Here is a 13,907-nt window from a genome sequence, read left to right as displayed (position 1 = left end):
TTCAGCGATGCGCCGGATGCACGGTTTCAAACCACAAAGAGGGAAGCCTCGAAGGAGTTCCGCATGCTGCACTACGCCGTGGTATTTCTGGTCATCGCACTCATCGCCGCCGTGTTCGGCTTCGGCGGCATTGCCGCCAGCGCGGTGGGGATCGCCAAGGTCCTTTTCATCATCTTTGCCGTGCTCGCCATCGCCAGCTTCCTGGCCGGCTTGCTACGACGCAAGTAGCGTAGTTACGATCCACAGGCTCCCGCATTTCATCTTCCCGGAAAGGACTCTCCCATGAACACGACCAAGACCCCTTCGCAACTCGCCGACGACGTGCGCCAGACCGCCCAGGAAGCGGCAGAAACCACCCGCGCCTACGCTCAGAACGCGGTGAATGCGGCGGGCGAAAAGGTCCGCGAACTGCGCCGCGACGCCGAACCGGGTGTCGAGCAGTTGGCCGCACGCGTGCAGCAGGCCGTGCAGCGCGGCCTTGACGCCGCCTCGACCACCGGCGCCCGCGCGCACCGCCGCATCGAACAGGCCGCCGACGTGACGGGCCGCTACATCTCCGACCAGCCCGTGCGCTCCGTGCTGCTGGCCGCTGCTGCCGGCGCCGCCATCACGGCATTGATCGTGCTGGCCAGCCGCCGCAGCCGCGACGACTACTGATCCGCGGAAACGCCACTGACCAACCGACCCGCCCGCCCCCCTCGCACATGCTTCATCCGATCTTCTCGACGGTGCTCGGGCACCCGGAGCTCATTGCCGATCACATCGCCAACTACGCGGCCCTTGCCCGGCAGGAGAGTGCCGTGGCGGGGCGCGGCCTCGTCGCCCGACTGGTCGCGGGCGTCCTGGCCGTGGCCACCGCCGTGTTGGCGCTCGGGCTGATCGGCGTGGCCGTGCTGCTCGGTGTGCTGCACGGCAGCTTCCACTGGGTGCTGGTGGCCGTGCCTGCCGTGGCGGTGATCATCGCGGCGATCTGCACCTGGATCGCCACCCGCCCGAGTCCGAACTACGGCTTCGACGATCTGCGCGCCCAGCTGGCCGCGGACCTCGACGCGCTGCACGCCGCCGGAGCCCGCCATGAGCAGCCATGATCCCCGCCGCCCTGCCGCATCGCAGCTGACCCCGCAGCAGCGACTGGCCATTTCGCGCCGCGCGCTCGTGCGGCAACTGAACGGCGGCGAACCCGACGCACCGGCGCCCCACCGCGCCTTTGCCGCCGGCGACGCCGACGACGATCTCGAATACGCACACACCGACGCCGGCGATGCGCCACCCGCCTCGCCGGGGCGCCGCCACAACGTCTGGAGCGCGATGGCGCGCGGCGTGGTGCAGCGCTGGTGGCGCCGCCATCCCGCGCACGCAGCCGGCCAGCTGGCCCGCCCCCTGCTCGAACACTACGCCCGCACCGAGCCCGTCAAGCTCATCGCCGCCGCGGCCGCCACGGGCTCGCTGCTGGTGCTCGTGCGACCCTGGCGGCTGATCTCGGCCACGGCCGTGATCGCGGCGGTGCTCAAGACCTCCGACGTGGCCGACCTGGTCAACACGCTGATGCAGAAGCCTGCGCGACCGCCGCGCCAGGACCCGCCCTGACATCACGCCCGCGCGCTCTTTGCGCACCCAAGAAAAAGCCCTCGCGAAGAGGGCTTTTCTGTTTCTGGCGGAAGGACCGATCAGCCCTTCACTTCAAGCTGGTTGTCCACCGACTTCACGCCCTGCACGGCCTTGGCGATCTCCTCGGCGCGCGACTTGGCAGCAGCCGTCGGGGCCGGGCCCTTGAGGCTCACGGCGCCGCCCTTGGTGTCGACGTCGATCTTGATCGCGCTCAGGTCCGGGTCCTTGGCCAGGCCGGCCGAGACCGAGGCGGTGATCGCAGCGTCGTCGACCGTGGCGGTCACGGCGGCGGTGGCTTCCTTGGTCGCTTCCTTCACATCGGCCGCGGCGCCGGCCATGCCGGTCTTCGCATCGGCTGCAGCCTGTTCGGTCTTGGCCTTGGCATCGGAGGCCGCCTGCTCGGTCTTGGCGACCGCGCTGTCGAGCTTCTCGCCGGCCGTCTGGTTGCCCGGCTTGTCGCAGGCGGCCAGGGTCAAGGCGGCGCCGGCTGCGAGCACGGCGAGCCAGGTGCGCGAGGCGGCAAAGGAAGCGAGGGAACGGTTCGATGTTGTCATGCGGAAATCCTCCTGCGGTCGGAATGAATGCATGGACCGGCTTGGTCCACGTCAATCAATCTAGCGCCCGCCGCCCGCCTGCGGGTGTCGCCGCAGGCCCGAAGCGCTGTAGGACAAGCAAGCGACGGCGAGCCGCTCAGGCGCTGACGATCCAGCCTTCGAGCGGGTCCATGTCCCCCGGCAATCCGTAGCCAGGACCGGGGCTGTCGGCGCGCTGCCGGGCCCACGCGGCCTGCAGCAGGCACAGCACGGCGTCGAGTTCATCGCCCTTGGCATCGGCGCGCAGCCCGTCGCGCTGCGCGGCCGTGAGTTCGAGCCGCAGGCCGAGCCGTGTCTGCCCGGCTTCGAGCGCGGCCAGCAGGTCGGCACGTGCGACCTCGCGCTCGGGCGACTGCCGCGCGAGGTCGTCACTCTTGTAGCTGCGCCGGCCGATGAGTTCGCGCGCCAGCAGGCCCGGGTAGGCCTCCAGCGCGATGCGGTCCCTGTGCATGCCCGTGTGCAGGCCCGGCAACGTGGCGCCCGCTGCGAGCAGGCGCGGCACGCCGGCGTGCAGCATGTAGGCCACCGGCGGGTTCACCCATTTCATCGACGGGCTCGAGCCGGCCGGCGCGTCGGTCGCACGGTGCGCGAACTTGCCGCCGACCGGGCGCGCCGCGCAGAAGGCGGCGAAGGTGTCGCGAATCTCGGCGCGGCTCAGGGCGGCGTAGTGGGCGATCAGCGCATTCCACGCTGTCGGCCATTGCAGGTGCTCCACCAGCTCGCGCGGCAGGCCGAAGGGAAAGTCGAAGCCACCGACCCAGCCGGGCGTGTCACGCAGCCAGTCGCCCCATGCCTCCAGCGCAGAGAAGCGCTGCAGACCCGTGAGAACGACCCTGTGCGTGTCGGCCCTCTCACCGACGGCCACGACGATGGGTTTGCGGGCCGTCGGTGCGCTCGAGAAATCGCAGCCGAAGAGCATCGCCCGCCTTCGGTCAACCCAGGGCGAGCGCGATCACACCGGCCGCGATGAACAGCGCGCCCAGCAGCCGCAGCATGCGATCGCCTTCGCGCAGCAGGTGCCCGCCGATCAGCGCCGCGAACAGCATCGACACCTCGCGCGCCGGCGCGACGTGCGAGATGGGTGCCTGCTGCACCGCGTACAGCACCAGCACGTACGAGACGGGGCTGATCGCCGCCACCAGCAGCGCGTACTTCCACTGCTCACGCCACATGCGCACGGTGGTCGCGCGGTCCTGCAGCGCAGCGGGCAGCAGCAGCACGAGGCGCACGAAGTTGCTCATGTAGTCGAGCAGGATCGGCGACATCGCAAGGAACTTGACGGCGTAGCTGTCGGTGACCGTGTAGGCCGCGATGAAGGCACCGGTCAGCACGCCGTAGCGCATGCCCTTCTGCACACGCTCACGCTGCACCGGGTCGTGCTTCTTGTGAAAGAGGCGCGGGCCGCCTGCTACCAGGAACACGCCGAGCACCACGCCGAAGATGCCGGCCACGCCGACGAGGCTGATCTTCTCGCCGAGGAACAGGATCGCGACCAGCGACGAGAGCAGCGGCCCCGAGCCGCGCGCCAGCGGATAAACCACCGTGAGGTCCGACTTGCGGTAGCCGCGCAGCAGCACGACGTAGTAGAAGACGTGCAGCACGCCGCTCAGCACGATGAAGGCCCACTCCTTCGTGCCCCAGGTCGGCACCACGCTCCAGCCGAGCGTGATGCCCACGGGCGCCCACACCACGGCCATGAACACGCCGCTCTGGAACGCGAAGCGCGAATCGCCGTTCGCCTTCTTGGCGGCGATGTTCCAGCTGGCGTGGATGACGCCAGCCAGCAGGATCAGTGCGAAAGCGGAAAGGGGCACCCCGGTCGAACCGGGATCAGTGGCGGCCGACGATGGCTGCCGTGGCCATCAGTTCTTCGAGCAACGCGAGCGAGACCTTGCCCGAGACCTTGTAGGGGTCAAGCTCCGGCTTCTCGGAGTACTTGAGCAGCGTCGAGGCGTTGAGCTTCGACAGGTTGACCTGCCCCATCGTCCAGCCGCCGAAGCGGCGCTCGGAAATTTCTTCGTAGTGCAGCAGCACCACGTCCTTGTGGCGCGCATCGCGCTGGATGTGGCCGTAGAGGTCGCTGATGGCCTCGCGCCCACCCTCGATCGCCTGCAGGAAGGTGCCAGCGCCGTAGCAGAGGATGCCGGTGATGCCGCAGGCCGGGTTGTGCGTGCGCGATTTCGCGAGGATCGCCTCGATGGCCTCGGGGCTGGTATCGACGGCGCGGCTGGCGTAGAGAAGTCGGACCAGCATGGCTCAGCTCTTTCTGGGCAGGAGGGAAAGGAATTCGCGACGCAGGCTCGGATCCTTGAGGAACACGCCGCGCATGACGGAGTTGATCATCTTGCTGTCCATTTCCTTCACGCCGCGCCAGGCCATGCAGAAATGCTCGGCTTCCATGACCAGCGCGAGGCCGTCGGGCTGCGTCTTTTCCTGGATCAGGTCGGCCAGCTGCACCACGGCTTCTTCCTGGATCTGCGGACGGCCCATGACCCATTCGGCCAGGCGCGCGTACTTCGACAGGCCGATCACGTTGGTGTGCTCGTTGGGCATCACGCCGATCCAGAGCTTGCCGATGATCGGGCAGAAGTGGTGCGAGCAGGCGCTGCGCACGGTGATCGGGCCGACGATCATCAGCTCGTTCAGGTGCTCGGCGTTGGGGAACTCGGTGAGCGGCGGCGGCGGCACGTAGCGGCCACGGAACACCTCGTTGAGGTACATCTTGGCCACGCGGCGCGCGGTGTTGTCGGTGTTGTGGTCGTTCTCGACGTCGATGACCAGGCTCTCGAGCACGCCCTTCATCTTGACCTCGACCTCGTCGAGCAAGGACTCCAGCTCGCCGGGCTGGATGAACTCGGCGATGTTGTCGTTGGCGTTGAAACGCTTGCGCGCTGCATTCAGTCGCTCGCGGATCTTGACGGAGACGGGGGTGCCCTCGTCATCGTCTTTTCGATCGGGAAGCGGTTCGACGTCGGTTTTCCTCAGCATCCGCAGATGGTATCAGTGAACGCTTTTTCAGCACCGCCAGAGGGGAAACACCGCGGAACCGGCTTGGCCGGGCCGCTGGTGTCGCCCCCGGCAGGGGGTTGGAGAAGCGACACGCAGTGCGCGAAGCCTGGGGGCGGGCTCAGGCCAGCGCGAAGTCGGCGACCAGCGGAAGGTGATCGGACATGCGGGCCCAGATCGGGCCGCGCGGCACCGAGCAGGCCAGCGGCTCGAGCTGGCGGCCATAGACGAAATCAAGCTGCGCCACCGGCAGCCGCGACGGATACGTGAGCGTGCGCGGGCCGCGCAGGTCGCTGGTGTCGCGCAGGCCCATGGCGTTCATGGCGTAGCGCATGCGGGCGCCCCAGTCGTTGAAATCGCCGGCCACCACCACGGCCTCGTCGGCCGGCACCTCGCGCTCGATGAACTCGCGCAGCCGGGCCACCTGCCGCACGCGGCTGCCCTTGATGAGCCCCAGGTGCACCACGATGGCGTGGATCGGGCGGCCCTCCACCTCGATCACCGCGTGCAGCAGGCCGCGCTGCTCGAAGCGATGGTCGGAGATGTCCTGGTGGCTGGTGCGGATCACCGGCCAGCGCGTGAGCAGCGCATTGCCGTGCTCGCCGTGGCGCGTGACGGCATTGGTCTCGTAGACGGCCGTGTAGCCCTCGGGCGCAAGAAAGTCGGCCTGCGGCAGCTCGGGCCAGCGCGGAAAGCGGGCGGCGGCCTGGCGGTTCATCTTGCGCACTTCCTGCAGGCAGACGATGTCGGCATCGAGCTGCTCGATGGCGTGGCCCAGGTTGTGGATTTCAAGCCGCCGCGCCGGCCCGATCCCCTGCACACCCTTGTGGATGTTGTAGGTCGCGACCCGGAGGTTGTGCGTTGCTGCTGCGGCTGCCGGTGGGTTCATCGGGCAAATTCTGGCAGCAACAGAATGGCTTCGGCGTTCGACGGGGAAAAGCAGGCGTCGGCCGCCTCCCGGTACGGCAGCCATTGCCAATCGGTGTGCTCGCGCGCGGCGAGCACGGGCGTCAGGCGCTCGGGCACGCACAGGCCGAACAGGTGCTCGGTGTTGTGGGTGACGCCGGGTTCGTAGCGCGCGCGCCAGCCGGGGTAGATCTCGTAGATGTTGCGCAGCTGCCAATCGACCAGTTGCGACGCCAGCAGCGTGCCCTCGCCGCACTGGATGCCGGTTTCCTCGGCGACTTCACGGGCGGCTGTGAGCGCGAGCGGCTCGTCGAGGGCGTCCTTGCTACCGGTGACCGATTGCCAGAACTCGTGGGCGTCGGCGCGACGGATCAGCAGCACGTCGAGGGCCGGCGTGTGGATCACGACCAGCACCGATTCGGGGATCTTGAAAGGCTTCACAGCGGTGTTCAGACGCCGCTGATGACCGCGTCGAGCGCAGCCACCAGGTCATTCGACGCGATGCGCACATTGCCTTTCGCAGCGCCCAGATCCTTCACCCGGAAAGGCGAGGTCATCTGAGGCAACGCAAAGAAAGTCTCGCCGTCCCATTGGACGGGCGGACACAGCCGGCGCGGCGCCTTGGCCGGCAGGTACTTCCGGGTGGTCAGCGGCATAACCAAGCGCGTCGGCAACACGCCGAACAGGTCGCTTTGCATGTCGACGCACCACGGGAATGCGGTGCGCTGGGCCTTGTCAGGATTGGCGTAGATGTCGAATTGCGCCACAGGTGCCTACCAGGGGCGAAAGTTTTCGCCGAAGACACCGTGCGTCTCGACCAGCTCGTTCTGCGCAGCAATCCAGTCCTTGTATTCCTCGTTGAACTCGCGCTTGCGCTGCGCCATCGACTTCTGCTTCTCCAGCGCCTCGAGCTCCGCAAAACGCGCCGCAGAAACAAGAACGACCGCCACGCGGTCGTTCTTCATCACATGCACCGGTTCGCGCTCGGCCTGGCTGAGGTAGTAGCCGAATCGGTTCTTGGCTTCGGTGGCAGTGATCTGCATGGCTGGCTCCGGAGAGTGATTAGCCATTTTAGCCAATCACCCTGCCCTCGCCAACCGGCCGCCGACCTCAGGCCGCGGCTTGCGGCGTGTTGCGCAGCTTGATGTGCAGTTCGCGCAGCTGCTTCTCGTCGACCGGGCTCGGCGCCTGCGTCAGCAGGTCTTGCGCGCGCTGGGTCTTGGGGAAGGCGATCACGTCGCGGATCGACTCGGCGCCGGTCATGAGCATGACCAAACGGTCCAGGCCGATGGCGATGCCGCCGTGCGGCGGGGCGCCGTACTGCAGCGCGTCCAGCAGGAAGCCGAACTTGAGCTGCGCGTCTTCGGCGCTGATCTTCAGCGCGCGGAACACCTTGCTCTGCACTTCCTCGCGGTGGATACGCACCGAACCGCCGCCCATCTCGATGCCGTTGAGCACCATGTCGTAGGCCTTGGCAATGCACTTCTCGGGCGCGGTGTCCATGAGGTCTTCATGGCCGTCCTTCGGTGCGGTGAACGGATGGTGCACGGCGCTCCAGCGCTGGCCTTCCTCGTCGAACTCGAACATCGGGAAGTCGACCACCCACAGCGGGGCCCAGCGGTCTTCGAAGAGGCCGGCCTTCTTGCCGAAGGCGCTGTGGCCGATCTTCACGCGCAGCGCGCCGATGGCGTCGTTGACGACCTTTTCCTTGTCGGCACCGAAGAACAGGATGTCGCCGTTGCGGGCACCCGTGCGGGCGATGATTTCGGCCAGCGTGGCGTCGTCCAGGTTCTTGACGATCGGGCTTTGCAGGCCTTCGCGGCCGGCGGCTGCGTCGTTGACCTTGATGTAGGCCAGGCCCTTGGCACCGTAGATCTTCACGAACTCCTGGTACGCGTCGATTTCACCGCGCGACAGGCCGCCCTCGGCACCGCCGCCGGGCACGCGCAGTGCAACGACACGGCCGCCGGTCATGGTGGCGGCGTTCGAGAACACCTTGAACTCGACGCGCTTCATCAGCTCGGTGAGTTCGGTGAATTCGAGCTTCACGCGCAGGTCGGGCTTGTCCGAGCCGTACTTGAACATCGCGTCGGCGTAGCTCATGGTCGGGAACACCGGCAGGTCGATGTCCGCGGCGTTGCGGAACATGGTGCGGACCATGCCTTCGAACATCTCGCGGATCTCTTCTTCGGCGAGGAACGAGGTTTCGATGTCGATCTGCGTGAATTCAGGCTGGCGGTCGGCCCGCAGGTCTTCGTCGCGGAAGCACTTCACGATCTGGTAGTAGCGGTCGTAGCCGGCCACCATCAGCAGCTGCTTGAACAGCTGGGGCGACTGCGGCAGCGCGAAGAAGCTGCCGTCGTGCACGCGGCTGGGCACGAGGTAGTCGCGCGCGCCTTCGGGCGTGGACTTGCCGAGCATCGGCGTCTCGATGTCGATGAAACCGTTGGCGTCGAGGAACTTGCGCGTTTCCATCGTCACCTTGTAGCGCAGCATCATGTTGCGCTGCATGGCCGGACGGCGCAGGTCGAGCACGCGGTGCGTGAGGCGGGTGGTTTCCGACAGGTTGTCGTCGTCCAGCAGGAACGGGGGCGTGACCGACGGGTTCAGCACCTTCAGTTCGTGGCACAGCACTTCGATCTTGCCGCTCTTGAGGCTGTCGTTGGTCGTGCCTTCGGGACGCGAGCGCACGAGGCCGGTGATCTGCACGCAGAACTCGTTGCGCAGGTTCTCGGCCACGGCGAAGGTCGAGGCGCGGTCGGGGTCGCACACCACCTGCACGTAGCCTTCGCGGTCGCGCACGTCGATGAAGATCACGCCGCCGTGGTCGCGGCGACGGTTGACCCACCCGCACAGGGTGACGGTCTGGCCCAACAGGGCTTCGGTCACAAGACCGCAATAGTGAGTACGCATGGCCATAGAGATGACTTCCGGCGCCGTCGTGGCGCGTTCGTTTTTATGAGTTGGATGGCTTCACCGCCACCGTGGTGGGGCCGCCTGGAACGACCACCCCCATCGAGACGATGTACTTGAGCGCTTCGTCCACGCTCATCTGGAGTTCGATGCAGTCGCTGCGCTTGAGCATCACGAAGTAGCCGCCCGTGGGGTTGGGCGTGGTCGGCACGTAGACGCTGAGGAACTCGCCCTCGCCCAGGTGCTCGGCGACTTCATTGCCGGGCGCGCCGGTGACGAAGGCGATGGTCCACACGTTTTCGCGCGGCCACTGGATCAGCACCGCGGTGCGAAAGGCATTGCCGTTCTCGGAGAACAGCGTGTCCGACACCTGCTTGACGCTCGAATAGATCGAGCGCACCACCGGGATGCGGCGCACCACGGCGTCGCCCCAGCCGAGCAGGCGCTTGCCGACGAAGTTGCTGGCCGTGGCGCCCACCACCAGCAGGATCGCCAGCGTGAGCAGCACGCCCAGGCCGCGCACCTTGTGGTCGCTGAGCCAGGTTTGCCACTGCTCGGGGAGCAGCCACAGCGTCTGGTCGAGCGTGCCGATGATCCAGTTCAGCACGCCGAGCGTGATGACCAGCGGCACGATCACCAGCAAGCCGGACAGCAGCCATTTGCGCAGGGCGGACATGGGAGAGGGTTCCGTCAGTCGCCGCTCTTGGCGGCAGCCGGTGCAGCAGGGGCCGGCGCGGGCGCCGGTGCGGGGCTGGAGGCGGAGGACGAAGAAGACGCATCGGCCGACTTGGCACCGTCGCCGGAAGCAGCGGGCGCCGTGGCGGGCTCGGACTTCTTGCCGCCGCCCTCGCGGAAGTCGGTCACGTACCAGCCCGAGCCCTTGAGCTGGAAGCCGGCGGCGGTGACCTGCTTTTCAAATGCGCTCGCACCGCATTCCGGGCACACCGAGAGCGGCGTGTCCGACATCTTCTGCAGAACGTCCTTGGCAAAGCCGCAGGAACTGCACTTGTAGGCGTAAATGGGCATGGAAAATCGGGTGGGAATGGGGGGCGTAGCAACTCGCAGCGAGCCGCTCGCAAAGCCCTCGATTATAGGGGCGCCCCCGCCCGCAAGGGCCGCGAGGCTGCGGCCCTGCCCGCCGTCAGGCCGGCTCGGTCGCCAGGAGGCGGTGCGGCGTGTGAGTGTTCGCTATCCATTGCGGCAGCAGCGAGCCGATGACCATGCCCGCGAACGAGGACAGCACGCCCGCCAGCTGGGCCGGGAAGGCGGTGCCCCAGGGCATGGCCATGAACAGCAGCCAGACGCCGATGCCCCCCACGATCGAGGTGATGGCACCCTGGGTGGTGGCGCGGCGCCAGTACAGGCCGCACACCAGCGGCACGAAGGCCCCGACCAGCGGCACCTGGTAGGCGCCCGACACCAGTTCGTAGATCGGCGTGCCCTGCATGCGGATCGCGTAGGCCAGCACGGCGGCGCTGAACAGCAGCACCGTGATGCGCATGGTCATCAGGTTCTCGCGGTCGGTGCCGGCGGGACGGAACTGGCGCCAGATGTTCTCGGTGAAGGTGACGCTGGGCGCCAGCAAGGTGGCCGAGGCGGTCGACTTGATGGCCGACAGCAGCGCACCGAAGAACAGCACCTGCATCACGAACGGCATCTTCTGCAGCACCAGCGTGGGCAGCACCTTCTGCGGATCTTCCTTCAGCAGCACGGCCACCTCCTCCGGCATGATGAGCAGCGCGCTGGCCACGAGGAACATCGGCACGAAGGCGAACAGGATGTAGGCCACGCCGCCGATCACCGGGCCGCGCGTGGCGGCCTTGACGCTGTTGGCCGACATCACGCGCTGGAACACGTCCTGCTGCGGAATGGAGCCCAGCATCATCGTGATGGCCGCGGCAAAGAAGAACACCATGTCGTGCCAGTTCGGCTCGGGCCAGAACTTGAAGAGGTCCTTGCTGACCGCGAAGGCCACCACCTTGTCGGCGCCGCCGGCCATGTCGCCCGCGAACATCGCGATGACCGCGAGGCCGACGACCAGGATGATCATCTGGATGAAGTCGGTCACGGCCACCGACCACATGCCGCCGAACAGCGTGTAGGCCAGGATCGAGACCACGCCGATCACCATGCCCAGCGGGATGCTGATGGCGCCGGCCGACAGCACGTTGAACACCAGCCCCAGCGCCGTGACCTGCGCCGAGACCCAGCCCAGGTAGCTCAGCATGATGATCAGCGAGCAGGCCACTTCCACGCTGCGGCCGTAGCGCTCGCGGTAGTAGTCGCTGATGGTCAGGAGCGTCATGCGGTACAGCTTGCCCGCGAAGAACAGGCCCACCAGGATCAGGCAGGTGCCCGCGCCGAACGGGTCTTCGACCACGCCGCTGAGGCCGCCCTCGATGAACTTGGCCGGGATGCCGAGCACCGTCTCGGACCCGAACCAGGTCGCGAAGGTGGTCGTGATGATCATGAACAGCGGCAGGTGCCGCCCCGCGATCGCGAAGTCGGTGGTGTTCTTCACCCGTTTGGCCGCATACAGGCCGATGGCGATGGTGACCAGCAGATAGACGATGACCAGCGTCAACAACACGGCAAAACTCCTCCAGCCTCTAGAACAAACGCACGCGCAGCAGCAGCTGCATGGCGAGCAAACCCAGGACGAATCCGACGCCGCCATAGAGAATGGCCTGCAGCAGCCGGTTGGTGCGCTTCTGCGCGGCCAGCAGTTCCTGCAACTCGCGACGGTGATCGGGCGGCCGATTTTCCAGGAAATCGTGCAGCAGACGCGGCAATTGCGGCAGCAATTTCGCGTAGCGCGGCGCCTCGGCCCGCAGCTGCTGGAACAGCTTCTTCGGCCCGATCTGGTCGAGCATCCACTTCTCGAGGAAAGGCTTGGCCGTGGCCCAGAGATCGAGCTCGGGGTCGATGCTGCGGCCCAGGCCTTCGATGTTCAGCAGGGTCTTCTGCAGCAGCACGAGCTGCGGCTGGATCTCGACATGGAAGCGGCGCGAGGTCTGGAACAGGCGCATCAGCACCATGCCCAGCGAGATCTCCTTCAGCGGCCGGTCGAAGTAGGGCTCGCACACGGTGCGGATCGCGGCCTCGAGCTCGTCGATGCGCGTGCCCTGCGGCACCCAGCCGCTCTCCAGGTGCAGCTCGGCCACGCGCTTGTAGTCGCGCCGGAAGAAGGCCGCGAAGTTCTGCGCGAGGTACTCCTTGTCGGACTCGGTGAGCGTGCCGATGATGCCGAAATCGAGCGAGATGTAGCGACCGAAGGTCTCGGGCGCCAGGCTCACCTGGATGTTGCCCGGGTGCATGTCGGCGTGGAAGAAGCCGTCGCGGAACACCTGCGTGAAGAAGATCGTCACGCCGTCGCGCGCAAGCTTGGGAATGTCGACGCCGGCCGCGCGCAGCTTGTCGAGCTGGGCAATGGGCACGCCGTTCATGCGCTCCATCACCATCACCTCGGGGTGGCAGAAGTCCCAGAACATCTCGGGGATCAACACCAGGTCGAGCGAGGCCATGTTGCGGCGCAGCTGCGCGGCATTGGCCGCCTCGCGCACAAGGTCGAGCTCGTCGTGCAGGTACTTGTCGAACTCGCCGACCACCTCGCGCGGCTTCAGGCGCTTGCCGTCGGCCGAGAGGCCTTCGATCCAGCCGGCCATCATGGCCATGAGCGCGAGGTCTTTCTCGATCACGCCGCGCATGTTGGGGCGCAGCACCTTCACCGCCACGTCGCGGATCTCGCCCTGGTTGGTGCGGATGGTCGCGAAGTGCACCTGCGCGATCGACGCGCTGGCAATGGGCGTTTCGTCGAACTGCACGAACACGTCGCTCACCGGACGGCGGAAGGCACGCTCGATGGTCGCAATGGCCACCGCCGAGGGGAACGGCGGCACGCGGTCCTGCAGGAAGGCCAGCTCATCGGCGATGTCGGGCGGCAGCAGGTCGCGGCGCGTGGACAGCACCTGGCCGAACTTCACGAAGATGGGGCCCAGCCGCTCCAGCGCCTCGCGCAGGCGCTGGCCGCGCGGCGCGTCAAGGTTGCGTCCAACGGAGACAATGCGTGCCACCACGCGCAGCCAGGGCTTCTGGAAGCTCGTGAGCACGAGCTCGTCCAGGCCATAGCGCAGTGCGACCCAGACGATGAACAGGCCGCGATAGAAGCGACTCATTCGGCGTGGCCCGCCGCACCGCCGGCACGGGCCGAGCGGTCGCCGACGAACTGGCGCAGCGCGCCCACCACGCGGCGCACGCCGTTGCCCAGCGTGTGCGCGGGCACGTCGCCGATCACGCGGGCCAGGTCGTCCTCGACGTCCCAGCGCACGTGGTCGACCAGCCAGTTGACCTCGGCCGCGAGCTGCACGTCGCCGACGATCTGCACGGAAGGCTTGTCGCCGCGCAGCGTGGCTCGGGCGATGTCGAGGGGGGAGTCATCGATCACGGTGAGCGTGAGTTCGGGCGTGGAGCCGGCAGGTGCCAGGTCGAGCAGGCCGGCCGGCGTGGCCACCAGTTCCATCGTCACGAAGCGCCACTGGAAGCGCACCACCCGGCCCTGCTGGCGCAGCAGTCGCTGCTGCGCTTCGGGCTCCTGCTGCAGCACGTGGTTCAGGAACAGGACCGCGCGGTGCTGGATCTCGTGGACGGCCCAGGCCGGCGGTTGCAGGCGTTCGCCGATGCGGTTGAACAGGTCGCCGAGCAAAGAAAAAGGGGACGATGGTGTAGCCATGGTCCCCATTATCCCGTCAGTGCTGCGCCCCGTAACCCGTGAACTGCATCGTCTCCTTTCATAAACACCGCGGAACCGGCTTTGCCGGGCCGCAGGTGTTGCCCCCGGTAGGGGGTTGGAGAAGCGACACGCAGTGCGCGGAGCCTGGGGGC

Annotated in this window: 19 protein-coding genes; 4 read left to right on the top strand and 15 right to left on the bottom strand. The window is 67.2% G+C overall.

Annotated elements, in window-relative coordinates; all coding sequences use genetic code 11:
• Positions 1 to 63 precede the first annotated feature (63 nt).
• From AC07OH_RS13940 to AC07OH_RS13925, 4 genes are read left to right on the top strand one after another with little or no spacing between them, the layout of a single operon-like run.
• Entirely contained in the window at positions 64 to 228 is a 165-nt protein-coding gene (locus tag AC07OH_RS13940; protein WP_070063586.1) for a DUF1328 domain-containing protein, read from the top strand.
• 54 nt (positions 229 to 282) lie between these two features.
• Positions 283 to 657, top strand: coding sequence for a hypothetical protein (locus tag AC07OH_RS13935; protein WP_099792261.1), 375 nt, complete (start codon positions 283 to 285; stop codon positions 655 to 657).
• 47 nt (positions 658 to 704) lie between these two features.
• Positions 705 to 1,088, top strand: coding sequence for a hypothetical protein (locus tag AC07OH_RS13930; RefSeq protein WP_369644474.1), 384 nt, complete (start codon positions 705 to 707; stop codon positions 1,086 to 1,088).
• Entirely contained in the window at positions 1,075 to 1,587 is a 513-nt protein-coding gene (locus AC07OH_RS13925; protein ID WP_495301070.1) for a hypothetical protein, read from the top strand. The genes AC07OH_RS13930 and AC07OH_RS13925 overlap by 14 nt, the downstream gene beginning before the upstream one ends.
• Before the next feature lie 80 nt (positions 1,588 to 1,667).
• Here AC07OH_RS13925 and AC07OH_RS13920 read toward each other — a convergent pair whose 3' ends face one another.
• The 15 genes from AC07OH_RS13920 to AC07OH_RS13850 all read right to left on the bottom strand — a co-directional run bounded on the left by AC07OH_RS13920 (position 1,668) and on the right by AC07OH_RS13850 (position 13,755).
• Positions 1,668 to 2,162, bottom strand: a complete 495-nt coding sequence (locus AC07OH_RS13920; RefSeq protein ID WP_489059730.1) for a BON domain-containing protein — start codon at positions 2,160 to 2,162, stop codon at positions 1,668 to 1,670.
• A gap of 136 nt (positions 2,163 to 2,298) precedes the next feature.
• Positions 2,299 to 3,120: a DUF429 domain-containing protein gene (locus AC07OH_RS13915; RefSeq protein WP_495301069.1), complete on the bottom strand. Its 822-nt coding sequence runs from the start codon at positions 3,118 to 3,120 to the stop codon at positions 2,299 to 2,301.
• A gap of 13 nt (positions 3,121 to 3,133) precedes the next feature.
• Positions 3,134 to 4,015, bottom strand: a complete 882-nt coding sequence (locus AC07OH_RS13910; protein ID WP_095743930.1) for a DMT family transporter — start codon at positions 4,013 to 4,015, stop codon at positions 3,134 to 3,136.
• Between the two features lie 16 nt (positions 4,016 to 4,031).
• Entirely contained in the window at positions 4,032 to 4,454 is a 423-nt protein-coding gene (locus AC07OH_RS13905) for a BLUF domain-containing protein (RefSeq protein WP_489059734.1), read from the bottom strand.
• Between the two features lie 3 nt (positions 4,455 to 4,457).
• Positions 4,458 to 5,189: a GTP cyclohydrolase I gene (gene folE / locus AC07OH_RS13900; RefSeq protein WP_099792275.1), complete on the bottom strand. Its 732-nt coding sequence runs from the start codon at positions 5,187 to 5,189 to the stop codon at positions 4,458 to 4,460.
• 139 nt (positions 5,190 to 5,328) lie between these two features.
• The gene (locus AC07OH_RS13895) at positions 5,329 to 6,096 is read right to left on the bottom strand and encodes an endonuclease/exonuclease/phosphatase family protein (RefSeq protein ID WP_495301068.1); all 768 of its coding nucleotides are present in this window, start codon (positions 6,094 to 6,096) and stop codon (positions 5,329 to 5,331) included.
• Positions 6,093 to 6,554 (bottom strand): dihydroneopterin triphosphate diphosphatase, encoded by a 462-nt coding sequence (nudB, locus tag AC07OH_RS13890; RefSeq protein WP_495301067.1) that lies wholly within the window; start codon positions 6,552 to 6,554, stop codon positions 6,093 to 6,095. Before nudB ends, AC07OH_RS13895 begins: the two co-directional genes overlap by 4 nt.
• A gap of 8 nt (positions 6,555 to 6,562) precedes the next feature.
• Positions 6,563 to 6,880: a CcdB family protein gene (locus AC07OH_RS13885; RefSeq protein WP_495301066.1), complete on the bottom strand. Its 318-nt coding sequence runs from the start codon at positions 6,878 to 6,880 to the stop codon at positions 6,563 to 6,565.
• Between the two features lie 6 nt (positions 6,881 to 6,886).
• Positions 6,887 to 7,156, bottom strand: a complete 270-nt coding sequence (locus tag AC07OH_RS13880; protein WP_307584105.1) for a type II toxin-antitoxin system prevent-host-death family antitoxin — start codon at positions 7,154 to 7,156, stop codon at positions 6,887 to 6,889.
• Between the two features lie 67 nt (positions 7,157 to 7,223).
• Positions 7,224 to 9,032 carry an aspartate--tRNA ligase gene (gene aspS, locus AC07OH_RS13875; RefSeq protein ID WP_099792286.1) on the bottom strand — a complete coding sequence of 603 codons (1,809 nt, stop codon included), beginning with the start codon at positions 9,030 to 9,032 and terminating at the stop codon, positions 7,224 to 7,226.
• Between the two features lie 37 nt (positions 9,033 to 9,069).
• Complete coding sequence (locus AC07OH_RS13870) at positions 9,070 to 9,702, bottom strand: DUF502 domain-containing protein (protein WP_492677282.1); 633 nt, start codon at positions 9,700 to 9,702, stop codon at positions 9,070 to 9,072.
• A gap of 14 nt (positions 9,703 to 9,716) precedes the next feature.
• Positions 9,717 to 10,052, bottom strand: a complete 336-nt coding sequence (locus AC07OH_RS13865) for an FmdB family zinc ribbon protein (protein WP_489059747.1) — start codon at positions 10,050 to 10,052, stop codon at positions 9,717 to 9,719.
• 115 nt (positions 10,053 to 10,167) lie between these two features.
• Positions 10,168 to 11,616 (bottom strand): high affinity choline transporter 1, encoded by a 1,449-nt coding sequence (locus AC07OH_RS13860; RefSeq protein ID WP_495301065.1) that lies wholly within the window; start codon positions 11,614 to 11,616, stop codon positions 10,168 to 10,170.
• 19 nt (positions 11,617 to 11,635) lie between these two features.
• Entirely contained in the window at positions 11,636 to 13,201 is a 1,566-nt protein-coding gene (gene ubiB / locus AC07OH_RS13855; protein ID WP_495301064.1) for a ubiquinone biosynthesis regulatory protein kinase UbiB, read from the bottom strand.
• A complete protein-coding gene (locus AC07OH_RS13850; protein WP_495271175.1) occupies positions 13,198 to 13,755 on the bottom strand; it encodes a ubiquinone biosynthesis accessory factor UbiJ in 558 nt (185 codons plus the stop codon). Before AC07OH_RS13850 ends, ubiB begins: the two co-directional genes overlap by 4 nt.
• Positions 13,756 to 13,907 lie beyond the last annotated feature (152 nt).

The organism is Variovorax sp. GW821-FHT10C12, from assembly GCF_059415405.1.
The sequence above is the reverse complement of the archived record's forward strand: the minus strand, read 5'-3'. Positions and strand labels throughout refer to the sequence as shown.